This window comes from Youngimonas ophiurae (nom. illeg.), from assembly GCF_049803795.1.
Lineage (GTDB): Bacteria > Pseudomonadota > Alphaproteobacteria > Rhodobacterales > Rhodobacteraceae > Thalassobius.
This window is the reverse complement of the sequence record NZ_JBNAGJ010000001.1, coordinates 591,535-611,810: the sequence shown is the minus strand read 5'-3', so window position 1 is coordinate 611,810 and position 20,276 is coordinate 591,535. Positions and strand designations below refer to the sequence as shown.

The 20,276-nt window shown below is 61.2% G+C and carries 25 protein-coding genes and 1 tRNA gene; 13 read left to right on the top strand and 13 right to left on the bottom strand.

The window, feature by feature from the left end; translation table 11 throughout:
- Positions 1 to 19 precede the first annotated feature (19 nt).
- From ACP15O_RS03240 to ACP15O_RS03210, 7 genes are all read right to left on the bottom strand, one after another.
- Entirely contained in the window at positions 20 to 619 is a 600-nt protein-coding gene (locus ACP15O_RS03240; RefSeq protein ID WP_425094601.1) for a superoxide dismutase, read from the bottom strand.
- A gap of 97 nt (positions 620 to 716) precedes the next feature.
- Positions 717 to 1,148, bottom strand: a complete 432-nt coding sequence (locus ACP15O_RS03235; protein ID WP_425094600.1) for a hypothetical protein — start codon at positions 1,146 to 1,148, stop codon at positions 717 to 719.
- A gap of 56 nt (positions 1,149 to 1,204) precedes the next feature.
- The gene (locus ACP15O_RS03230; protein ID WP_425094599.1) at positions 1,205 to 1,765 is read right to left on the bottom strand and encodes a sarcosine oxidase subunit gamma; all 561 of its coding nucleotides are present in this window, start codon (positions 1,763 to 1,765) and stop codon (positions 1,205 to 1,207) included.
- Positions 1,758 to 4,769, bottom strand: coding sequence for a sarcosine oxidase subunit alpha family protein (locus tag ACP15O_RS03225; protein WP_425094598.1), 3,012 nt, complete (start codon positions 4,767 to 4,769; stop codon positions 1,758 to 1,760). Before ACP15O_RS03225 ends, ACP15O_RS03230 begins: the two co-directional genes overlap by 8 nt.
- On the bottom strand, positions 4,766 to 5,095 hold the full coding sequence (locus tag ACP15O_RS03220; RefSeq protein ID WP_425094597.1) for a sarcosine oxidase subunit delta: 330 nt from the start codon (positions 5,093 to 5,095) through the stop codon (positions 4,766 to 4,768). Before ACP15O_RS03220 ends, ACP15O_RS03225 begins: the two co-directional genes overlap by 4 nt.
- Before the next feature lie 34 nt (positions 5,096 to 5,129).
- Entirely contained in the window at positions 5,130 to 5,609 is a 480-nt protein-coding gene (locus ACP15O_RS03215; RefSeq protein WP_425094596.1) for a hypothetical protein, read from the bottom strand.
- An 11-nt stretch (positions 5,610 to 5,620) separates the two neighbouring features.
- Entirely contained in the window at positions 5,621 to 6,865 is a 1,245-nt protein-coding gene (locus ACP15O_RS03210; RefSeq protein ID WP_425094595.1) for a sarcosine oxidase subunit beta family protein, read from the bottom strand.
- Between the two features lie 188 nt (positions 6,866 to 7,053).
- On the opposite strand from ACP15O_RS03210, the gene ccmI reads away from it, so the two are divergent.
- Genes ccmI through ACP15O_RS03195 form a run of 3 tightly spaced genes read left to right on the top strand, consistent with a single transcriptional unit; the run spans position 7,054 to position 9,007 of the window.
- Complete coding sequence (gene ccmI, locus ACP15O_RS03205) at positions 7,054 to 8,298, top strand: c-type cytochrome biogenesis protein CcmI (RefSeq protein WP_425094594.1); 1,245 nt, start codon at positions 7,054 to 7,056, stop codon at positions 8,296 to 8,298.
- Positions 8,298 to 8,774, top strand: a complete 477-nt coding sequence (ruvX, locus tag ACP15O_RS03200; protein ID WP_425094593.1) for a Holliday junction resolvase RuvX — start codon at positions 8,298 to 8,300, stop codon at positions 8,772 to 8,774. The genes ccmI and ruvX overlap by 1 nt, the downstream gene beginning before the upstream one ends.
- Positions 8,771 to 9,007, top strand: coding sequence for a DUF1289 domain-containing protein (locus tag ACP15O_RS03195; protein ID WP_425094592.1), 237 nt, complete (start codon positions 8,771 to 8,773; stop codon positions 9,005 to 9,007). Before ruvX ends, ACP15O_RS03195 begins: the two co-directional genes overlap by 4 nt.
- Here the strand turns inward: ACP15O_RS03195 and ACP15O_RS03190 are convergent.
- Entirely contained in the window at positions 9,004 to 9,825 is an 822-nt protein-coding gene (locus ACP15O_RS03190; protein ID WP_425094591.1) for a sulfite exporter TauE/SafE family protein, read from the bottom strand. The two genes, ACP15O_RS03195 and ACP15O_RS03190, sit on opposite strands and share 4 nt — an antisense overlap.
- A gap of 80 nt (positions 9,826 to 9,905) precedes the next feature.
- On the bottom strand, positions 9,906 to 10,919 hold the full coding sequence (gene dusA, locus ACP15O_RS03185; protein ID WP_425094590.1) for a tRNA dihydrouridine(20/20a) synthase DusA: 1,014 nt from the start codon (positions 10,917 to 10,919) through the stop codon (positions 9,906 to 9,908).
- Positions 10,920 to 11,021: 102 nt separating this feature from the next.
- Between dusA and ACP15O_RS03180 the strand changes: the two genes are divergently transcribed.
- On the top strand, positions 11,022 to 12,107 hold the full coding sequence (locus ACP15O_RS03180) for a tyrosine-type recombinase/integrase (protein WP_425094589.1): 1,086 nt from the start codon (positions 11,022 to 11,024) through the stop codon (positions 12,105 to 12,107).
- On the opposite strand, the gene ACP15O_RS03175 is transcribed toward ACP15O_RS03180, so the two are convergent.
- Positions 12,104 to 12,361 carry a pyocin activator PrtN family protein gene (locus ACP15O_RS03175; protein ID WP_425094588.1) on the bottom strand — a complete coding sequence of 86 codons (258 nt, stop codon included), beginning with the start codon at positions 12,359 to 12,361 and terminating at the stop codon, positions 12,104 to 12,106. The two genes, ACP15O_RS03180 and ACP15O_RS03175, sit on opposite strands and share 4 nt — an antisense overlap.
- A gap of 269 nt (positions 12,362 to 12,630) precedes the next feature.
- Here ACP15O_RS03175 and ACP15O_RS03170 point away from each other — a divergent pair, with 269 nt between their 5' ends.
- From ACP15O_RS03170 to ACP15O_RS03140, 7 genes are read left to right on the top strand one after another with little or no spacing between them, the layout of a single operon-like run.
- On the top strand, positions 12,631 to 13,149 hold the full coding sequence (locus tag ACP15O_RS03170; protein WP_425094587.1) for a hypothetical protein: 519 nt from the start codon (positions 12,631 to 12,633) through the stop codon (positions 13,147 to 13,149).
- Between the two features lie 23 nt (positions 13,150 to 13,172).
- Positions 13,173 to 13,406: a hypothetical protein gene (locus ACP15O_RS03165; RefSeq protein ID WP_425094586.1), complete on the top strand. Its 234-nt coding sequence runs from the start codon at positions 13,173 to 13,175 to the stop codon at positions 13,404 to 13,406.
- On the top strand, positions 13,406 to 13,588 hold the full coding sequence (locus ACP15O_RS03160; RefSeq protein ID WP_425094585.1) for a hypothetical protein: 183 nt from the start codon (positions 13,406 to 13,408) through the stop codon (positions 13,586 to 13,588). Before ACP15O_RS03165 ends, ACP15O_RS03160 begins: the two co-directional genes overlap by 1 nt.
- Positions 13,575 to 14,060: a hypothetical protein gene (locus ACP15O_RS03155; RefSeq protein WP_425094584.1), complete on the top strand. Its 486-nt coding sequence runs from the start codon at positions 13,575 to 13,577 to the stop codon at positions 14,058 to 14,060. The genes ACP15O_RS03160 and ACP15O_RS03155 overlap by 14 nt, the downstream gene beginning before the upstream one ends.
- Entirely contained in the window at positions 14,057 to 14,389 is a 333-nt protein-coding gene (locus ACP15O_RS03150; RefSeq protein ID WP_425094583.1) for a hypothetical protein, read from the top strand. Before ACP15O_RS03155 ends, ACP15O_RS03150 begins: the two co-directional genes overlap by 4 nt.
- Positions 14,379 to 14,738, top strand: a complete 360-nt coding sequence (locus ACP15O_RS03145; RefSeq protein WP_425094582.1) for a hypothetical protein — start codon at positions 14,379 to 14,381, stop codon at positions 14,736 to 14,738. Before ACP15O_RS03150 ends, ACP15O_RS03145 begins: the two co-directional genes overlap by 11 nt.
- Entirely contained in the window at positions 14,735 to 15,100 is a 366-nt protein-coding gene (locus ACP15O_RS03140; RefSeq protein ID WP_425094581.1) for a hypothetical protein, read from the top strand. Before ACP15O_RS03145 ends, ACP15O_RS03140 begins: the two co-directional genes overlap by 4 nt.
- 813 nt (positions 15,101 to 15,913) lie before the next feature.
- On the opposite strand, the gene ACP15O_RS03135 is transcribed toward ACP15O_RS03140, so the two are convergent.
- Positions 15,914 to 16,000, bottom strand: a tRNA-Leu gene (locus ACP15O_RS03135).
- Between the two features lie 149 nt (positions 16,001 to 16,149).
- The gene (locus ACP15O_RS03130; protein WP_425094580.1) at positions 16,150 to 17,766 is read right to left on the bottom strand and encodes a peptidoglycan-binding domain-containing protein; all 1,617 of its coding nucleotides are present in this window, start codon (positions 17,764 to 17,766) and stop codon (positions 16,150 to 16,152) included.
- A 118-nt stretch (positions 17,767 to 17,884) separates the two neighbouring features.
- Between ACP15O_RS03130 and lipB the strand changes: the two genes are divergently transcribed.
- Positions 17,885 to 18,538, top strand: coding sequence for a lipoyl(octanoyl) transferase LipB (gene lipB, locus ACP15O_RS03125; protein WP_425094579.1), 654 nt, complete (start codon positions 17,885 to 17,887; stop codon positions 18,536 to 18,538).
- 68 nt (positions 18,539 to 18,606) lie between these two features.
- Here lipB and argC read toward each other — a convergent pair whose 3' ends face one another.
- The gene (argC, locus tag ACP15O_RS03120; RefSeq protein ID WP_425094578.1) at positions 18,607 to 19,515 is read right to left on the bottom strand and encodes an N-acetyl-gamma-glutamyl-phosphate reductase; all 909 of its coding nucleotides are present in this window, start codon (positions 19,513 to 19,515) and stop codon (positions 18,607 to 18,609) included.
- A gap of 216 nt (positions 19,516 to 19,731) precedes the next feature.
- Between argC and ACP15O_RS03115 the strand changes: the two genes are divergently transcribed.
- Positions 19,732 to 20,181, top strand: a complete 450-nt coding sequence (locus ACP15O_RS03115) for a c-type cytochrome (protein WP_425094577.1) — start codon at positions 19,732 to 19,734, stop codon at positions 20,179 to 20,181.
- The last annotated feature ends 95 nt before the right edge of the window (positions 20,182 to 20,276 follow it).

The following is a 20,276-nucleotide window of genomic DNA, read 5'->3' as shown; positions in this document are numbered from 1 at the left end:
GCCCGACGCGTCACGCAGATTACAGGCGCGAGGCGACGTTTTCCCAGTTCACCAGCTTGTCCAGGAAGTTGGACAGGTAGACCGGACGCTTGTTGCGGAAATCAATGTAGTAGGAGTGCTCCCACACGTCGCAGCCCAGCAGGGCCGTCTGACCAAAGCACAGCGGGTTCACGCCGTTTTCGGTCTTGGTGACTTTCAGGCCGCCATCGGTGTCTTTGACCAGCCAGCACCAGCCCGAGCCGAACTGCCCCGCGCCCGCAGCCGCGAATTGCGATTTGAACTCATCCACCGAGCCAAAGCTTTCAACGATGGCTTTTTCCAGCTCGCCCGGCATGGCGGTCTGGTTCGGGCCCATCATTTCCCAGAACTGATTGTGGTTCCACAGCTGGCTGATGTTGTTGAAGATCCCGTTTTGCGCCACGGCGGTCTTGTCGTAGGTGCCCACGATGATCTCTTCCAGCGACTTGTTTTCCCACTCGGTGCCCGCGATGGCGGCGTTACCGTTGGTCACATAGGCGTTGTGGTGCAGGTCGTGGTGGTATTCCATCGTTTCCGCCGACATGCCCAGGCCAGCCAGGGCGTCGTGTGCGTAAGGAAGATCGGGAAGTTCAAAAGCCATGGTCAAAACCCTTTTCGGTTCGTGCGTTACTGTCCTGCCGTAGATGGTAGACTTCGACGCATGAGGTCAAGCCCTAAGCAGAGATTTCCAGGAAAACCTATTTCTTTTTGTAAGGTTTGCACGCCCCGTGCCCTTCAAAGTGGTTGTCATAACCAATCGGACGTCCATAGACGACAGCCAACCCCTTTTTGGCGGTCAAACCCTTCTTTTTATGAATGCTCAGGGTGTAATCGTAGCGAGGGGTAGAGCCATATTCCTTGGTTCGGGTCGGGGGGATGCTCCATTTGAGTTTCAGGAATTTTTCATCGTCACGCACCAGCTTTGCCCAGACGGCACCGCCCGCCAGGGTCTCGGTCAGGCCGTCATGCACCCAAATTTCCTTCGGTTTGGTGCTGTCGTAACTATAGAAAAGGACGTCAGAAATACCGCCGTAGTTACCGCGGGATTTCATTTTACATTCATATATCTCTGCGGTTGCAGCCCCGGCCATACCCAATGCCGCAAGACATGCCAAAAGACCTGTTTTCATAACATACTCCCAAGAATTCATTCATGGGTAGCTATCAAAAGCAGCACATACAACCCTTAAAAGTATTTGACAGGCCCCGCTGCGGCGGCGGTTTTCAACAGGTCAAACGCATATTGCGCAACCGAGCGGAAACAGATCACCCGCGCGCTGCCATCCGGCATCAGCCACAGCGCCGCCGGGATTTGCGCCAGACGGGTGCGGCGCAGCTCGCCGGGCTCGAACCGGCCGGGGGCCAGATCGACGGGGGCCAGCTTCGCCAGCGTCTCGCGCACCGCGCCGGGGACGCCGGTCAGCGTGAACAGCGCCCGCGCATCCGACACGTTCACCGCCAGAAAATGCCGCCCCTCCAGCGCGCTGTGCAGCGCCGCAAGCGCCTGAGGCACCTGTGCATAGGGCAGCACGATCAGCAGCTCATCGGGGGACATCCACGCGGCCGAGCGCTCTCCGGTCTGCACAATCTGACGCGGGCCGGGCAGTGTCAGCCCCAGCTGCCCCAAGGCCCCCTCCAGCCCCGCCAGATCCGCGCGCAGAGTGATCATCCCCTGCGGGCCGGTTTCCTCGACGCTGACATCGCCCTTTGCGCGGGCCCCCTGCAATGCGCTGAGTGCCTCAGACATTTTGCTTCTCCCCGTCCTTGTCATAGAAAACCGGATCGCAAATCCGCGCCTTGACGATATGCCCGTCCACCTTGGGGAAGTCGATCACCTCGCCCATCCGGTCCGGCCCGTGCAGCACCAGCCCCATGGCGATGCCCTTGCCCAGCGTCGGCGAATGGTAGGTCGAGGTCACGCGCCCCTGCATGTTCCGCTGCCCGTTGGCATTCACGCCCTCGGCCACCGCATAGGCCCCATCGGGCAGAACCGAGCCATCCAGCGTCTCCAGCCCCACCAGTTTCCAGCGGTTCGGATCGGTCATGTGACGGCGCTGCTGCGCGCGTTTTCCGATGAAATCGTCCTTCTTCTTCGAAATCGCCCAGTTCAGCCCCAGATCCTGCGGAATGACCGTGCCGTCGGTTTCATCCCCGATCATGATAAAGCCCTTCTCGGCGCGCAGAACGTGCAGGGCCTCGGTCCCGTAGGGCATGATGTCGAAGGCCGCGCCAGCTGCGGCGATCTTGTCCCACAGTTCCTGCCCGCGGCCTGCATCCACGGCGATCTCATAGCTCAGCTCGCCCGAGAACGAGATGCGATAGACCCGCACCGGAATGCCAGACAGTTCGCCATCGGCCCATTCCATGAACCCAAGCGCATCGCGCGAGACATCCATGCCGCCCAAGGACTCCAGCACCTTACGGGCGTTGGGGCCCACCACGGCGATCTGGGCGTATTGCTCGGTCACGTTGGCGGTGTAGACCTGCATGTCCCACCATTCGGTTTGCAGCCATTCCTCCATATGGGCGTGGATGCGATCCGCGCCGCCGGTGGTGGTGTGGCACAGGAACGTATCCGCGTCGATGCGCGCCACCACGCCGTCATCCATCAGGAACCCGTTTTCGCTGCACATCAGCCCATAGCGGCATTTGCCAGGCGCCAGCCCGGCCATCGCGTTGGTATACATCAGGTTCAGGAACTTGCCCGCATCCGAGCCCTTGACGATGATTTTCCCCAGGGTCGAGGCATCCAGCATCCCCACCGAATTGCGCGTTTGCAGGATCTCGCGGTTCACTGCGGTTTCCACGGTTTCGCCCGGCCGCAAGTAGCAATAGGGCCGACGCCAATGGCCGACGGGTTCCCAATGGGCACCGTTCTGTTCGTGCCAGCCATGCATCGGCGTGCGGCGCAGCGGCTGGAAAATCTCACCCCGTGCCTCGCCGGCAATCGCGCCCATGCTGATGGGGGTATAGGGCGGGCGGAACGTGGTGGTGCCGGTGCGCGGAATCTGTTGATCCAATGCATCAGAAAGGACCGCCAGTCCGTTGATATTGCTCAACTTACCCTGATCCGTCGCCATGCCCAAAGTGGTGTAGCGCTTGGTGTGTTCGACGCTTTCATAGCCTTCACGCGCGGCCAGCTGCACATCGCTGACCTTTACGTCATTCTGATAATCCAGCCAGGATTTCATCCGCAGCTTGGCATTCGCGCCCTGCGGCATGATCCACACCGGCTCTAGCGGGGCCTGTGGCTGTGCTGGGGCCTGAGCTGCGCCTGCTGGCCCTGCCTGGAACCCGCAGCGCTCAGCCGCTTCTTGGCCGGCCCGATGGGCATTCGCCAGCGCATCGCACAGGTCCATCTGCCCATCCGCGCTGCCCGCCGCAAGAACGAACCCTGCCCCGTCCGCCCCGGTCGGAGGCCGCGCGGCATCGGGCCGGAAATGCGCCTGCGCCGCGTCCCAGATCAGCTTGCCCCCGCAATGCGACCACAGGTGCACCACGGGCGACCAGCCGCCCGACATGGCCACCGCGTCGCATTTGATCTCTTCCAGCGCGGCGCCCTCGCCCGCTTGCAGGCAGACCGAGACCGATTTCACCCGCTTGCCCCCATGCACCCTGGCGATCCCCTTGCCGGTTTCCACACGGATCCCCAGGGCGCGAGCCTCTGCGGCCAGCGCGCCGCCGCCCGTGGGGCGCGCATCCAGAATGGCGGGCACGATCAGCCCGGCCCGGTGCAGCGCAATCGCCGTGCGATAGGCATCGTCGTTATTGGTGACCACAACGGTGCGATCCCCGATGGAGACACCGTAATTGACCAGATAATCGCGCACAGCCGAGGCCAGCATCACCCCCGGAATATCATTCCCGGCAAAGCTGAGCGGGCGCTCGATCGCGCCGGTGGCCGTGACGATCTGCTGCGCGCGGATGCGCCACATCCGGTGACGCGGCCCCTGCGCCAGCGGGGCGTGATCTGTCAGCCGCTCATAGCCCAGCGCATAGCCGTGATCGTAAACCCCTGCGCCCATCGCCCGCAGGCGGATTTCCACGTTCGGCATCGCGTGCAGGGCCGCGCCGGTCTGCGCCACCCAATCGGCGGAAGCGATCCCGTCGATCAGCCCGCCATCCACCAGCGCGCGTCCGCCCAGATGGGCGGTTTGCTCCAGCAGTAGCACCTTGGCCCCGGCCTGCCCCGCAGCCAAAGCCGCCTGCAACCCGGCCACCCCGCCGCCCAGGATCAGCACATCCACATGCGCGTAGAAATGCTCATACGTGTCGGCGTCGCGGTCCTTGGGGACTTTGCCCAGACCGGCCGATTGGCGCACGATGGGTTCGAACAGATGTTTCCACGCAGCCCGAGGCGCCATGAACGTCTTGTAATAGAACCCCGCCGGCAGGAACCGCGCAGCGTAATTGTTGACCACCCCCACATCGAATTCCAATGAGGGCCAGTGGTTCTGGCTTTCGCTCTCCAGCCCGTCGAACAGCTCGGTGGTGGTGACGCGCTGGTTGGGTTCGAACCGCGCGCCCCGGCCCAGGCCCACCAGGGCGTTTGGCTCTTCGGCGCCCGAGGCCACAATGCCGCGCGGACGGTGGTATTTGAACGAACGCCCCACCAGCATCTGATCATTCGCCAGCAGGGCCGAGGCCAGCGTGTCGCCCTCGTAGCCTTTGAAATGCTTGCCATTAAAGGTAAAGCGCAGCGGTTTGCCCTTGTTCAGCAGACGGCCGCCCCGGGCCAGACGAGTGCTCATGCGTGTTCCCTCCAGCGCCAGCCGGGCCGTTTGGCGGTGATGGCGTCCTTGATGTCCTGCGGAGGCGCGCTGACCTGCGCGCTGTAGGTTCCGAACACTTCCAGCGTGGTGGTGCAGCGCGCGGCGTGGAACCACTTGCCGCAGCCATAGACATGCCGCCAGCGTTCGAAATGCACGCCCTTGGGATTTTCGCGCTGGAACATATAGGTTTCAAACTCGGCATCCGTCGAGCCAGGCCCGAAACGCGTCAGATGCGCCTCGCCGCCGGCATGCAGTTCGGTCTCTTCGGCCTGGACGCCGCAATAGGGACATTTCAGGGTCAGCATAGGTGCCTCCGTGCGGTCCGAATGGGGGAAAATGTCATTGTGTCTGCTCCGCCAGGCAGGTTTCCAGCTGGGCGAATACGGCGGGCATGGTGGTCAGATCCAGCCCGATCCGGTCTTCGGGGCGCAGCGGCAGGGTGATCACCGAATGGCTGTGCTGGCGCAGCGCCACGAACAGCGGCTCGGCCTTCTGGCCATCGTGCAGTTCTAACAGGAAACGGCCGTTTTTCAGCCGGGCAGCGGCGCGCAGGGTCATGCTGTCTTCGAAGGTGAACTCCAGGATCTGCGGCAACAGCGCCTTGCGGTCGAAACGGTCGGGCTGAATGATCATCTCGGCCGCGCCATCGCGCCCCAGCACCAAAGCCACATCCATCCCCGCCTTGCGCGCCGAGATCACATGATCGCTGGCCACGCAAACGCCCAAGGCCGGTTCAGCGTGGATCTTGAAATCGGCCGGCACGATACGCGCAACCTGCTGCGCGGCGGCGGGCGCGGCCAGCAGCATCAATACTGTCATCAAGCTCTTCATCAATGCGCCACCCCTGCTGCGACGGATTCGTCGATGAAACGGCCCTCGGCGAAACGGTCCAGCCCGAACTCGCCGGCCAGCGGCGAATGCCCCTTGGCCATCAGCTCGGCCATCGCCCAGCCCGAGCCCGGAATGGCCTTGAACCCGCCCGTGCCCCAGCCGCAATTGACGAAAATCCCGTCCACCGGCGTTTTTGAAATAATCGGCGAGCGATCCCCCGTCATATCCACGATCCCGCCCCACTGGCGCAGCATCTTCAGACGGCTGATCATCGGGAAGGTTTCCACCAGCGCCCGGACCGTTTCCTCGATATGGTGGAAACTGCCGCGCTGAGTGTAGTTGTTATACCCGTCGGTGCCGCCGCCGATGACCATCTCACCCTTGTCCGATTGCGACATATAGCCATGTACCGTGTTGGCCATCACCACCACATCCATGCACGGCTTGATCGGTTCGGAGACCAGCGCCTGCAAGGCCAGCGATTCAATCGGCAGACGGAAACCCGCCAGATCGGCCATCACGCCCGAATGCCCGGCCACGACGATGCCCAGCTTATCGCAGTCAATCGCGCCCTTGGTGGTGTCCACCCCGACAACGCGGGCCCCATCGCGGCGCACGCCGGTGACCTCGCATTGCTGGATGATGTCCATCCCCATATCCGAGCACGCCCGCGCATAGCCCCAGGCCACCGCATCATGGCGCGCAGTCCCGCCCCGAGGCTGCCACAACCCGCCCAGCACCGGGTAACGCGGCCCGTCGATATTGATGATCGGCACCAGGTCCTTGACCTCTTGCGGGCCGATGAATTGCGTCTCGACCCCCTGCAAGGCATTGGCATGGGCGGTGCGTTGGTAGCCGCGGACCTCGTGATGGGTCTGGGCCAGCATGATCACCCCGCGCGGGCTGAACATGACGTTATAGTTCAGATCCTGGCTCATGGTTTCATAGAGCGACCGGGCCTTTTCATAGATCGCGGCCGAGGGATCTTGCAGATAGTTCGAGCGGATGATCGTGGTATTGCGCCCGGTGTTGCCCCCCCCCAGCCAGCCCTTTTCCAGAACGGCCACATTGGTGATGCCGAAGTTTTTGCCCAGGTAATAGGCCGTTGCCAGCCCATGCCCCCCGGCGCCAACGATGATCGCGTCGTATTTCTGTTTTGGTTCGGGCGCGGCCCAGGCGCGGCCCCATCCGGTGTGGTAACGGGCAGCTTCGCGGGCGATGGCAAAGGCGGAATAGCGTCTCATCGTGGGATTTGGGCCTCGAATCCGAATTGCAGTCTACAGAATCCTAACTGGACCCATCGGCCGATGCATCCCCGTTTTGAAACGTCGCAATAGGTCACAATTGCGACATGGTGGGGCATTGCGTCAGTTTGCCCTTTTTCCAATCGGGCATGGGATATACATGTTTGGCCGAACCGATTGGAGGCCTCATGCTGTTTTGGATCATCACCGGCGTTATCGCATTCATCGTGGCCGTTTTGCTGGCGCGCGCTCTTGTCATGAGCCGCGCGGGGGACGAACCGCCCGCCGCCTATGATTTGCGCGTCTACCGCGATCAGCTCAAAGAGGTCGAGAAGGATCTGGCCCGCGGCGTGATCAACGCCGAGGATGCCGAGCGCACCAAGGCCGAGATCAGCCGCCGTATCCTGGCCGCCGACGCGCAGGTACAGGCGGGTGGCGATACCGGCGGGCAGCCGCAGGGGGCCGGGCGGCTTCTGGCCGTGGTGCTGGGGATGGCGCTGGTGGCTGGCTCGGTCGGGCTGTATCTGAACCTTGGGGTGCCGGGTTACGGCGATCTGGGCCTGAAAACCCGCATCGAGGCCGCCAAGCAACGCCACGCCAACCGCCCCAGCCAGGCCGAGATGGAGGCGCGGATGCCTCCGGGTAATCTGATGGGCGATCCCAGCCCGGAATATGTGGCGCTGGTCGAAAAGCTGCGCGCGGCCGTGGCCCAACGCCCCGAGGAATTGCAAGGCTACATGCTGCTGGCCCGCAACGAGGCCGCCCTGGGCAATTTCAAGGCCGCCTACGAAGCCAAGGCCAAAGTGCTGGAACTAAAGGGCGAAAACGCGCAAGCGCAGGACTATCTGGATTACGCCGACATGCTGATTCTGGCCACCAATGGCTATGTCTCGCCCCAGGCCGAAAACGCCCTGCTGTCCGCCCTGGAACAAGAGCCACGCAACGCTCCGGCGCGCTATTACATGGGGATGATGCTGATTCAGACGGGCCGCCCCGATCAGGCCTTCCGCACCTGGAGCGCCCTTCTGCGCGAGGGCCCCGCCGATGCGCCCTGGATCGCCCCGATCCGCGCCCAGATCATGGAGGTCGCCGCGCGCGCGGGCGTGGAATATACCCTGCCGCCGCTGGCCCCCGCAGGCCCGATGGCCGGTGGGCTCTCTGGTCCTTCGAAAGAGGACATTGAGGCCGCGCAGGACATGACCCCGGAAGAGCAGCAGGACATGATCCGCGGCATGGTCTCGCAACTCTCGGACCGGCTGGCCACCGAGGGCGGCACCCCCGCCGAATGGTCCCGGCTGATCTCGGCCTATGGGGTGCTGGGCGAAACCGACCGCGCCCGCGCCATCTGGAACGAGGCCAAAGAGGTCTTTGCCGATCGCCCCGAGGATCTGGCCACGATCCGCGCCGGCGCACAGCGCGCAGGGCTGCTGTAATGGTGCTGGACGAGTTTGACGCCTATGCCGCCGCCCTGCCCCGCGATGGCGCGCTGATGGGGCTGGATCTGGGCACGAAAACCATCGGCGTGGCGATTTCAGACGTGCTGCGCGGGGTCGCCACCCCGATGGAAACCGTCAAACGCAAAAAATTCGGCCTGGACGCCGCCCGCCTGCTGGAGATCGCACAGGCGCGTCAGGTGACGGGGATCCTGCTGGGCCTGCCGCGCAACATGGACGGCTCTGAGGGGCCGCGCTGCCAGTCCACCCGCGCCTTTGCCCGCAATCTGGCCGGGCTGACAGAGCTGCCCATCGGGTTCTGGGATGAACGCCTGTCCACCGTCGCCGCCGAACGCGCCCTACTGGAGGCCGATACCTCGCGCAAGCGCCGCGCCGATCTGATCGACAATGTCGCCGCCTCGTATATCCTGCAAGGCGCGCTGGACCGGCTACGCCACATGGGGGCCGCAACATGAGCAAAGACGTCTGGAAACGCGCGGAAATCCAATCGCCTTGCGTGAATATCTGCGTCATTCACCCGGCCGAGCGCATCTGCACCGGCTGCCTGCGCTCGATTGATGAGATCACGCAGTGGTCCAAAATGACGGACGATCAGCGCAGCGCCCTGATGGCCGAGCTGCCCAGCCGCGCGGACCGTCTGAAAAAACGCCGTGGGGGCCGCGCCGCCCGCGCCCGGTCTGCCGATTAATATCCCAGCGCCTTGCGCAGCATGTTCAGCGCCACCAGCGTCAGGAACACGGCAAACACACGTTTGAGCGGCTTTGGATCCATCGCATGGGCCAGTTTCACCCCCAGCGGCGCGGTGATCAGCGTCATCGCGATGACCACTCCGAAGGCTGGCAGGTTCACCGCGCCAACAGTCAGCGGCGGCCGATGCGCCGGATCAATCGCAAGCGTCAGAAACCCGATCACCGAGGGCACGGCGATGATCACACCAAACCCGGCCGCCGTCGCCACCGCCCGGTGAATGGGCGTGTTATAAAGGCTCATCAAAGGCACGCCGAAACTGCCGCCTCCGATCCCCATCAGCACAGATAAAAACCCCACGGCGGGGGACAGGATCAGCCGCAGCACCCCCTTGGGCATCGCCTGCCCCAGCCGCCATTCAGACCGGCCAAATCCCATGTACATCCCGATCGCAAAGGCCAGAACACCGAAAATCCCCTGCAATGTCGAAGACCGCAAAGAGGCCACGGTCAGCATCCCCAGCACGGCCCCCACGGCAATGCCCGGCGCCCAGGTCTTCAGGATGTCCCAATCCACCGCGCCCTTTTTGTGATGGCTCAGAACCGAGCGGACGGAGGTGACGATGATCGTCGCCAAAGAGGTCGCCAGACAGATCTGCATCAGCTGCGGACCATCATAGCCAAGCGTCTGAAACGCATAGAAAAACGCGGGCACCAGAACGATGCCTCCGCCCACACCCAGCAGCCCGGCCAGCACCCCCGCAAAGGCGCCGATCACCATCAGCATCACCACCATCATCGCCAGCAGGGACAGATCCATTGCCGCTCTCCTTCGAGTCTCACCCGCGCCTACATAGCCCCGTCGCGGCCAAAGGCGACAGAAAAATCACGCAGCCCTAATTACGCAGCCTTGGGAATCTGCGCCAGCGCCTGCTGCACCAGCTCGGGGCCCGCGCCGGGCCTGTGCGCGCCTTCGGACAGAATGCGCCGCCAGTGCCGCGCCCCCGGACGCCCCGCAAAAAGCCCCAGCATATGACGCGTCACCTGCCCCAGTTTGCCGCCCCCCGACAGGTGCGTTTCGATATAGGGCAGCATCTGCTGCACCGCCCGCACCGGATCGCTGGCCTGCCCCGTCCCATAGATCAGCGGATCGGCCCGGCACAGAATATCGGCGGGCTGATGATAGGCCGCCCGCCCGATCATGACCCCATCCAGACCGGCGGACAGGAACTCTTGCGCCTGCTCCAGCGAGGTAATGCCCCCGTTGATCGACAGGTGAAGATGCGGAAACTGTTCCTTCATCCGCAGCACCAGAGGATAATCCAGCGGCGGAATATCGCGGTTTTCCTTGGGGCTCAGCCCTTGTAGCCAGGCCTTGCGCGCGTGGATGGTGAACCGGCGGCACCCCGCCGCGCTGACGGTTTCCAGAAAATCGGGCAGCACCTGCGCGGGGTCTTGATCGTCCACGCCGATGCGGCATTTCACCGTTACCTCAGCCTCCACCGCATCCTGCATGGCCTTCACACAATCGGCCACCAGATCGGGCTGGCGCATCAGAACCGCACCAAACGTGCCCGATTGCACCCGATCCGAGGGGCAGCCGACATTCAGGTTGATCTCATCGTATCCCACATCCGCCCCGAACCTGGCGGCCTTGGCCAGCTCGGCCGGATCCGAGCCCCCCAGCTGCAACGCCACGGGATGTTCCTGCGGCGAATAATCCAGCAAATGCATCGCCCCCCCACGCACCAACGCCGGAGACGTCACCATTTCCGTATAAAGCAGCGCTTCATGCGACAGCAGCCGATGCAGATACCGGCAATGCCGATCTGTCCAGTCCATCATGGGAGCTACAGATAAACGTGCAGCGCGTGATACGCCTTGTTTTATTGGCTTTTCTGTTGTTTTCACCATATTTTCAACCAGCACGTTTCCGTATGATTTTGCCCTATTCCGGCCCGTTTCGACATATAGTATGACTCAGAGTCATACGAGATTATTAGGAGTCATACCAGAATGGCCACTTTCAGAGAACGAACATTGAAGAGCGGCAAAACCAGCGTGACGGCGCAGATTGTGCGACGAAACCCTGCATATCAGGAATCGAAGACCTTTGACAAACGCAAGACCGCCGAAGCATGGGCGAAGAAACGTGAAGGCGAAATAGACGCGGAGATTGCTGCTGGTCGCACACCCAAGAAGCGCAGCGAAATGCGCGTCACCCTTGGCGATGCCATAGACAAGTATGTGGACGAGTCCATGCATGAGATCGGCGGAACAAAGGCGCAGGTTCTGCGGACTATCCGTAACGAGTATTCTATTGCAAACATGCGATGCGATAGGATCACAGCACCAGACATAGTAGCGTTTGCCCGTGAACTTCACCAGCGCCCCGGTGTTAGCTCACCAGCGACGGTAATGAACTACTTGTCGCACCTTTCAGCCGTCTTCACACATGCCCCAGCACTTTGGGGCTTCCAACTGGACCGGCAGGCCATGGAAGACGCCATGATTGCCATCAAGCACGCTGGCATTGCAAAGCGCTCCGAAGAGCGTGACCGCCGCCCTACCCTTTCCGAACTGGACAATATCATGGCGCACTTTGTCCGAGCCTCCGAACACGATCCGCGTTGTATTCCCATGCATCGGATCGTTGCTTTCGCGATTTTCAGCACCCGCCGTCAGGCGGAGATATGTCGGATAACTTGGGAGGAATATGACCCCGACGCCAAGCGTGTCATGGTGCGGAAAATGAAAAATCCCGGCGACAAGGGTGGCAGAGACACCGTGGTGGAACTGCCAGACCCGTGCGCTTCAATCATAGCCGCAATGCCTCGCAAGAAAGATCGCATCTTCCCCTTCAATAGCGACACGGTTAGCCGCCGCTTCACCGAAGCTTGCGCGGTTCTGGGCATCGAAGACCTACATTTTCATGATCTGCGCCATGAGGGGGCAAGCCGTTTGGCCGAAATTGGGCGGACGGTTCCGCAACTAATGGCTGTGACGGGACACCGATCAATGGCAAGTCTAGACCGCTATACGCACGTTCGGCAGATCGGGGACAAATTCGAAGGGTGGAAGTGGCTGGGCATGGTCACTTAGTGGTGTAGCTGTTCGAATTCTCGGCGGGCGTCAGCCCGCCGCCGGTCGATGTATTCAGCAAGGTCATGCACATGTACGCCCTTGGCACTCTTTTGGCTCTCTTCCATTCGCATCACCGGCAGCGCAATGCTCCCATCATCCACCTTGCGAAGAAAAACCCGCCGATCCAAACCAAAATGATCGCGCGCGACCACATCTACGGGAATAACCGGCTGACCCTCATACTGCCCCATCAACATCCAAAGCGTATTCACGTCTACATTCCCATACCTACGGTCCCTCTCCTGTGCGCAACGCCGCGCGGTTTCGTTTCGGTGACTGCTAGATAGAACATCTGCGTCGGTTCAGTCAAGCCCAACTTCAACTAAGTATCTGATTTTACTTACTTGTTTAGCATGACGGGAAATTACACTCATCAATACTGACTGCAACCGAGCGCGACCGCCCACATTTGTCAGCGATTCGCTTTTGTGGTATATGATGTGTCAAGAGAAAATTTTCCTCACACATCGGAAACACGAAAATGGCAATCGACAACCTGTCGTCGTTCAAGAAACTGATTGACGACGAAAACAACCAAGTAATGAAATCGCGTGCTCAGGAAGCCGCTGCAAACGTCATCGCGCAGGCCGCGCGGCAAGGCATTCGGATGAGCGTTGACGAGGCATATAGCCTGCCGTCCGCTCGCTTGCAGGTCATGCTGAATGAAAACGAACCTGTTGGCGATTGGTTCGCGGAAGCTGAGGCCCATGGGCTGGAATCCTTCCAAAGGGCTGCCGAAGAGCGCGCCGTGATGGAAGCCGTAGCAGACGCGAAGAATGACCGTCACGCCCAAGCCGTTGAAGCGCTGGAAACTGAGCTTTCCAAATTGTCACCCGGTGAGCGCATGGCACGTGCCCGCGAACTGGGCCAGCGCCTTCCCGGCCCCGGCGAAACCAAGCGTCAGCCCCTCAGCCCGGCAGAGAAAGCCGCCGCGCTCCAAGAACTGGAACGCCTCCTGGCGGCGATGAAAATGGCGCGCGTACGGGAACTGGGCCTGTGACTCTGTACGTCTCAAACGGCGATATGGCCGAAGTGATGGGTGTGGACGCACCTAGCTTTTCCAAGTTCCTGCGCGTTGCAGGCAGGCCGCAAGCACCCACGGAGTCCGTTCGGTCGCGCCGGTCTGCATGGCAGGAGCGCGGCTATCCGATTGATGCCGCCGTTGCCTTCCTCTATCGGCACAGTCGCCATTTCGGGGCGCTGCATGAAACGAAACTGCGCGAACTGGCGCGACCCGCTGCGCGCGAGGTGGTGTGATGACCGGTTTGACTGAACGCATTCTTGCCGAGTTGCGCCGGTACGGCGCGGACCCGCGCTCCATGTTTGAACCGGCCCCGCGCGGTGGCTGGCTCTGGACCGGCCCCGGCGGCGATTACTCTTATGTCACGAGCGAAGAGCGGGGACACATCATTCAGGTGATCAATGATGAGCGCATTTGAAGACGGATCAATCCCGTTGGCGCGGGAAGACGATGAAATGTTTGCGCGGCTGGTGGCAGTCGAGGGCTTGTCTTATCAGGATGCTTGGATTGAGTCCCGCCCCGGCCCGCGCCCTGAGCGGTCACCCGCCGCGCGCGTACAATCCAGCCGCGCTGCCAAGCGTACGGCCTCTAGGCGTTCTTTTCTGGCTAAACAGAAAGGGGGTGCAGCGGCTCCGGTAGAAGTCAGCACAGAACCCCAAGCGCTTCTGAATCTGATGGATGAAATCAGCGTCCATTTGCGCCGGGCGGCAGAATTGGCGACCGCCCACAACGCTCTCAAACTCGCGAATACCATCAAACAGGGGCTGGTACGGCATGTGTCGCGACAAAATCGCATTGCGCGTCGCGTCGAAAATCCGGGCGCAACGCAGACAGTCGATGACAGTGACGTTGAAGCAATGGCGCGCCAAATTTTGGAGTATTCGAAATGAGCACGCCTATTGAAAGCTTGGTATTTGTAGCAACAACAAGTCTGGCTGAACTTAAAGCGGGTGTGGCGGCACTGGAAAACGCGGATAGTCGGGTGATCGACGCCCGTTTGCGTGCCGTCGAATCCGTTTGTACGACGCTTTCAAGCGCTCTGGATTCTTTGAGCAAGCACATGGAAGCTCTTCCGCCCGGCGATCCAAACGCAACGCAGAAAGCCCCCGTGAAGCCCGCTGACAATGACGGGCTGTTGTTGATGGCAGCGCAGAAATTGGGTGCAATCCTCGATGCTCATAGTTCCTTCGGGGGCAATGAGGTCTTCAATGAAAAATAACCTCCCCTTCGCCGTGCCCGCATCCATCCTGACGGACGAATGTTCGTCTGCCAATTTGCCAACCGGGCCAGTTAGCGCCGCTGACGCGGCCCATCTGTTCGCTGAGCACTATGACAGCGCAGCCGACTATTACAGCGACGGGCGGCATGTTCGCCGTATTGTCAGCGTTGGTGAAGCCCGCGTCAGCGGGTTGCGTTTTGCCTTCACTGGCGAGCGTTGCCCGCATTGCGGTGCGTACTCGGTGCGAAAGCTGCGTGGCGGGCGGCGCGGTTCAGAATGCGTCCAATGTCTCAAGCTACGCGAACAACGCCGCCGCAACCGGCGTGCGAATGAGGATTTTCTGAAATGACACGCAAAGGTCCTGTTGGACGTCAGTCCAATCGCAAAACTCGGCTTGATAGCGGGCACTGTCCACCAACCGTGGTTCTCGACAAAGAAGGCAAACTTTGTTTCGGCAACGGGTCACCGTTTCGGGGTCTTGAGACGTTTCCGCTGGACCTGATCAGTTACGAAGCCGATACCTTCGATGTGGTGCAGGACGAAGCTGAACTGCGGGCGGTCATTGAACGCATTGCGCGAGTGCTGGGCAAAGATTTTGATGCCGACGCAGCAATCAATGATGCGATGCGGCCAGCGCCCGTTAGGGTGCGCGACCAATACGCTGAACAGTGGGCGGCACAGGCGCTGGATGTGGAATTCTTGGTCTATTGAGCGTCGGGACGCTAAAAATAAGAAAAGCGTTCTGAAAGTGAGGGTTTTGCCTTGCGAAATGGCCCTAAAATTGGCCTCTATTGGGAAATTTTCCCAAAATTCCCGTGACGCTAAACTTTTTCTTGCCGTTAGCTGAGGTCTGACATAAGGGCACAACCCCAAAAATTGGCCCGATTGATTCGACAGGTGCCAAATATGAGCTTATAAGAAAAGGTATGGCCCGCACTCATCGCTACCAACGATGTGTTTGCGAAGGAAGCAAACAGGCGGGCCAAGTAAAATCAACACCCGGACAATACCGGCAAAGGCTCAACGAAGCAAGCCGCAATGGTCCAATATCGAAGGAACACGATACCAAATGAAAGGTAATTCAGCGCCCGCTTGTGCGGACCAAAAGGCGTATGCTGCGGCCAACGTCATGGACTTCTATATGGGTCCCAATAACTATGAAGGACCGTCCAAGCGTTTCTTGGAAACCCAGCCCGAGTTTCCTAAAGACCCGCTCAATGGCCCATTCGTCAACAGAAGGTGGCGGACATGCTCAACCGCGCGATCTATGCGGGTTACAGGCCAAGCAAAGACTGAAATCAGACGCCAGCACAAAGAGCACACTGTCCGAAATTATCGAACTGTTGAGAGGTTTTCTCTCAAACCCTTGGAATATCTATGAAACTGGATCGTTAGAAGTGCGGAAAACCATCCTGAAAACGGCTTTCCAAGCCCCATTGGCGTATGACCGCCAAAACGGTTACCGAACCCCACAAGCGCCTGTAATCTTTGATTTTTTAGCGTATTTCACATCAAAATGTGAAATGGTGCGGCCGAGAAGACTCGAACTTCCACTCCGGTTAAGGAACAGCGACCTCAACGCTGCGCGTCTACCAATTCCGCCACGGCCGCACGTGATCTGGTAGTTGGGGGGCGTATAGACGAGCGCGGGGCGGATGTGAAGAGGCAAATTCACCTCTGCCCTGCCCGGTTCCCACATTGCCCGGCGCAGCAAAAAGGGCCGGGAAAAACCCGGCCCTTCTTGGCGTCAGTTCCGCGACTTATTCCATCTTGAAGGTCGGCAGGGCGGCAGCCGGGCTGGCCTGAGGCAAGCCCCCACCATTCAGCGCAGCCGAGGCGGCCTTGATCACGCCCATACGTTCGGGTTGACCAGGAGCAAAGACCGGCTCGGTTCCGCCCTCAAGTGCTTGCAGCGCCATATCGTACCACCCCTGGGCCTGCGCGGCCGATCGCGGGGCACCAAAGCCTTGCGACAGATGGTGGCCGACCAGCTCGGCATAGGGCGTCTGACCGATCCCCACCATCAGCAGCGCCGACCCCAGCGCCACATCCAGCTTATCCCGGCGATAGCCCGAATAGAGGCAGATCTTGGCGGTGCTGGCCAATTGCCCAATGGACATGTTCGAGCCCAGAACGAATTTCTGCACATCCCCCTTCACGGCCAGCGCGTCCTTGGTGCCCAGGCTATCGACATAGGGCTGCAACGCCGGGCCGAAGGCGTCGCATTGCGCGTCAATCTGGGCCTGGCTGGCGCCCTGGACCTTGCTGACCATGCTTTCTCCGGTGCCGATGGCATAGGTGCGGGTCAGGCAGAATTGCTCGGACAGGGCCAGATCGGGGTCGGTGATGCTGGAAACGGTCATGAACCCGCCATTCGAGTTGGTCAGCAGGCTGACCTTGCTGCAATGGCTGGCCAGCGAGGGCTGCTGCGGCTCTGTCCCGGCCATGGTGAACGGCTGAATACCGCCCAGCGGCTGGGCCGGCGCCTGCGTCTGCCCCGAGGTCATGATCGTCTGCGGCGCGCTGGGGGCCTGCTGCGGATAGGCCGGCGAGGCCGCCACAGGTTTCGGCGGATTGTGCTGCGCGTCATTCAGCGAACAGGTGGTCAGATGGCAGCTAAAGCTGGCCGGGGTCACGCCGCGCGCCTGAAAATCAATCCGCCGATAGCCCTGCGGCGCCGAGGCGAACACCATCACCGTACAATGCGAGGCCCCGCACCAGAACGAGCTGCCCGACACCGAGGTATCCAGAATATAATCGTTCTTGCCGTCATTATTCAGATCGGCCAGTTGCATGAAACCCGACCGTTGCATCAGTTGCTCGGCGCTGGGTTCGGTGCTGGAGGCGATCTCGTCAATGGCCTGGCTGACCTCGATCGGCACGCCGCCATAGCCGCCGGAATAGGCCGTCCGGGTGCCCTGAGCCTCGTCCCGCCAGGTGGTCAGCAGGCCGCGCACGCCCTGCGGGCCCTGCATCGCCTTGATGACCTGCGGGCCGCCAATCTGCGCCCGCTGATACGAAGACACCAGGAAATCGCGTTCATATTGCGTCAGGCGTCCGGTGCCCGGATAGCCCATGAACACCTGATATTGCGACACCGCCGCGCGTGAACGCGAGCCCATCACCCCGTCCGCCGTCCCCGCCGGAAAGCCGAAATAGTTCAGCGCGGTCTGCGCCTCGCGGTTCTGCTGACGCGCGACCGTATTGCCGGAATAGTATTTCTTTTTGCTCTTGTTCTTGTTGGCCTCGTTCATCAGCGCGCCGCCGATGATCCCGCCCATGATGGCCGCCCCCAGATTGTCCGCAAATGCCGGTGCCGTCATCGACGTTGCAATCAGCGAGGCTGCCAAAGTTGTCTTTAGCGACTTGGAAAACATCCGTCCCGCTCCCTATAACTGTGAAAGAATGGAATCAGGTTAGCCCAGGACTGGGCGTTGGGCGACAAAAAAACGACCCAAACCACCCCCGATTGCGGGCGCAAAGGCAGGTTTTCCAATGGTAGAGTGGATCACGTCAGAGGGGCTGACCGACTATGAGACAGCCGTCACCTTCATGGAGGACCGCGCCGCCCGGATCGCCGCGGGCGAGGCCGACGAATGTATCTGGCTGGTCGAGCATCCGCCGCTCTATACCGCTGGCACCTCGGCCAGGCCCGCCGACCTGACCGATCCTGACCGCTTTCCCGTCTACCCGTCCAAACGCGGCGGGCAATATACCTATCACGGGCCGGGCCAGCGCGTGGCCTATGTGATGCTGGACCTGAACAAGCGCGGCCGCGACGTCCGCAAATTCGTGCAAAAGCTGGAAGAATGGGTGATCGCCACGCTGGACCAGTTCAACGTCCGTGGCGAGATCCGCGAAGGCCGCGTCGGTGTCTGGGTCTCTCGCAATGACAAACCGCTAGGCATCAACGGGCAGCCGCAAGAGGACAAGATCGCCGCCATCGGCATCCGCCTGCGCAAATGGGTCAGCTTCCACGGGATCTCGATCAACGTCGAACCGGACCTGGAGCATTTCACCGGCATCGTCCCCTGCGGGATCACCGAACATGGCGTCACCAGCCTGGTCGATCTGGGCCTGCCCGTCAGCATGACCGATCTGGACGTGGTGCTCCGGGCCTCGTTCGAGGCGGTGTTTGGCGCGGAATAAATCCGGAATGAAGCCTGAATAAAAACGCCGCCTCAAGCGGGCGGCGTTTCAGGTCATGTCATCGCGGTTCAGGCGCCGATCATCAGATCCAGGTTCTGCACGGCGGCCCCCGAGGCGCCCTTGCCCAGGTTATCCAGCACCGCGATCAGCACCACACGGCCGCTGCCGGCATCCCCGCGCACGCTAATATCCAGGAAATTGGTATCGTTCAGCGCAGAGGGTACGATCCGGCTGTCCTGAGCGTCCAGCGGCAGAACGCGGATATTGCCCCCTGCCCCGTAATGCGCGCTCAGAGCGTCATGCAGGCTTTGCATTGTCGCCCCCGTTCCCAGCGCGCCCAGATGCAGCGGGATCTGCACCGCCATGCCTTGGGCGAAATCGCCAACGGCAGGCACAAAGATCGGCGCCTCGGACAGACCGGCATATTCCACGATCTCGGGCAGGTGCTTGTGTTGCAGCCCGGTGGCATAGACGAAATGCGCCGGGGCCGTGCCCGCGTCATATTCCGCGATCAGGGCTTTGCCTCCGCCGGTATAGCCGCTGACCGCGTTGATCGAGATCGGCGCATCCGCCGGCACCAGCCCCGCCGCCACCAGCGGAGCCAGCAGCGCAATCGCCCCCGTGGAATAGCAGCCCGGATTGGCCACATAACGCGCGGTTCTGATCCGCTGCGCCTGCGCGGCCGACAGCTCGGGCAGACCATAGGCCCAATCGGGGTGCACCCGATGCGCTGTGCTGGCGTCGATGATCCGCACATCCAGATCGGCGGACAGGGCCACCGCAGCCCGCGCGGCCTCGTCGGGCAGGCACAGGATCGCCACGTCGGCCGCGGCAAAGGCGTCATACCGGGCGGCATCGTCCTTGCGCAGGGCCGGGTCGATCTGGATCAGCTGAATATCGTCTCGCAGGATCAGGCGGTCACGGATTTGCAGGCCGGTCGTGCCAGCTTCGCCGTCAATGAATACCTTGGTCGTCATAGCGTCCTCCTGATCGGTTTGTTACAGTCACAGCCGCCTACATCGGCAAACCGCAAATCGAAAGCCCCCTCGGTGGCAAAACGCCGAAAAACAGGGACAATCACATGTTTTTATCTGCACTGCGACAATTCTGCCGTATGACACCCGTTGTCAGCGTGATGCAGTGCAGTATCTATAAGCACCAACGCGCTACCCAACACAACTAGAGGCAAGCCCATGAAAAACCTCCTGATCGCTTCCGCTGCTCTGATGGCCCTGGCCGCTCCTGCTGTTGCAGGCGACGCCGAAGCCGGTGAAAAGCTGTATAAGAAATGCAAATCCTGCCACATGATTGTGGCCGATGACGGCACCAAAATCCAGAAGGGCGGCAAAACCGGCCCCAACCTTTATGGCGTGATTGGCCGTCAGGCGGGCACTGTTGACGGGTTCAAATACGGCAGCTCTCTGGTTGCGGCGGGCGAAGGCGGCCTGACCTGGGACGAAGAGACCCTGGCAGCCTATGTTGCCGATCCCAAGGCCTACCTGAAAGAGGTCACCGGCGATGGCGCGGCCAAGTCGAAAATGTCCTTCAAACTGAAGAAGGGCGGCGAGGATGTCGCGGCCTATCTGGCCTCGGTCGGTCCGGCTGTCGAAGCCCCCGCCGAAGAGGCCGCCGCCACCGAATAATCCGGCCCGGCAGATGGAATCAGAACGGCGCGGGGCTTGCTCTTGCGCCGTTTTTATATGGCTGAAATACATGTTAAAGCGCGCCGGCATGGCGC

Coding starts and splice junctions, on each gene's coding strand:
- ACP15O_RS03155 (WP_425094584.1), top strand. CDS start 13,575: ATGAGCGCATTTGAAGACGGATCAATCCCGTTGGCGCGGGAAGACGAT.
- ACP15O_RS03240 (WP_425094601.1), bottom strand. CDS start 619: ATGGCTTTTGAACTTCCCGATCTTCCTTACGCACACGACGCCCTGGCT.
- ruvX (WP_425094593.1), top strand. CDS start 8,298: ATGGTGCTGGACGAGTTTGACGCCTATGCCGCCGCCCTGCCCCGCGAT.
- ACP15O_RS03170 (WP_425094587.1), top strand. CDS start 12,631: ATGGCAATCGACAACCTGTCGTCGTTCAAGAAACTGATTGACGACGAA.
- ACP15O_RS03225 (WP_425094598.1), bottom strand. CDS start 4,769: ATGAGCACTCGTCTGGCCCGGGGCGGCCGTCTGCTGAACAAGGGCAAA.
- ACP15O_RS03230 (WP_425094599.1), bottom strand. CDS start 1,765: ATGTCTGAGGCACTCAGCGCATTGCAGGGGGCCCGCGCAAAGGGCGAT.
- ACP15O_RS03145 (WP_425094582.1), top strand. CDS start 14,379: ATGAAAAATAACCTCCCCTTCGCCGTGCCCGCATCCATCCTGACGGAC.
- dusA (WP_425094590.1), bottom strand. CDS start 10,919: ATGGTGAAAACAACAGAAAAGCCAATAAAACAAGGCGTATCACGCGCT.
- ACP15O_RS03165 (WP_425094586.1), top strand. CDS start 13,173: ATGGCCGAAGTGATGGGTGTGGACGCACCTAGCTTTTCCAAGTTCCTG.
- ACP15O_RS03130 (WP_425094580.1), bottom strand. CDS start 17,766: ATGTTTTCCAAGTCGCTAAAGACAACTTTGGCAGCCTCGCTGATTGCA.
- argC (WP_425094578.1), bottom strand. CDS start 19,515: ATGACGACCAAGGTATTCATTGACGGCGAAGCTGGCACGACCGGCCTG.
- ACP15O_RS03195 (WP_425094592.1), top strand. CDS start 8,771: ATGAGCAAAGACGTCTGGAAACGCGCGGAAATCCAATCGCCTTGCGTG.
- ACP15O_RS03150 (WP_425094583.1), top strand. CDS start 14,057: ATGAGCACGCCTATTGAAAGCTTGGTATTTGTAGCAACAACAAGTCTG.
- ACP15O_RS03140 (WP_425094581.1), top strand. CDS start 14,735: ATGACACGCAAAGGTCCTGTTGGACGTCAGTCCAATCGCAAAACTCGG.
- ACP15O_RS03235 (WP_425094600.1), bottom strand. CDS start 1,148: ATGAAAACAGGTCTTTTGGCATGTCTTGCGGCATTGGGTATGGCCGGG.
- ACP15O_RS03160 (WP_425094585.1), top strand. CDS start 13,406: ATGACCGGTTTGACTGAACGCATTCTTGCCGAGTTGCGCCGGTACGGC.
- lipB (WP_425094579.1), top strand. CDS start 17,885: ATGGTAGAGTGGATCACGTCAGAGGGGCTGACCGACTATGAGACAGCC.
- ACP15O_RS03220 (WP_425094597.1), bottom strand. CDS start 5,095: ATGCTGACCCTGAAATGTCCCTATTGCGGCGTCCAGGCCGAAGAGACC.
- ACP15O_RS03190 (WP_425094591.1), bottom strand. CDS start 9,825: ATGGATCTGTCCCTGCTGGCGATGATGGTGGTGATGCTGATGGTGATC.
- ACP15O_RS03180 (WP_425094589.1), top strand. CDS start 11,022: ATGGCCACTTTCAGAGAACGAACATTGAAGAGCGGCAAAACCAGCGTG.
- ACP15O_RS03210 (WP_425094595.1), bottom strand. CDS start 6,865: ATGAGACGCTATTCCGCCTTTGCCATCGCCCGCGAAGCTGCCCGTTAC.
- ACP15O_RS03215 (WP_425094596.1), bottom strand. CDS start 5,609: ATGACAGTATTGATGCTGCTGGCCGCGCCCGCCGCCGCGCAGCAGGTT.
- ACP15O_RS03115 (WP_425094577.1), top strand. CDS start 19,732: ATGAAAAACCTCCTGATCGCTTCCGCTGCTCTGATGGCCCTGGCCGCT.
- ccmI (WP_425094594.1), top strand. CDS start 7,054: ATGCTGTTTTGGATCATCACCGGCGTTATCGCATTCATCGTGGCCGTT.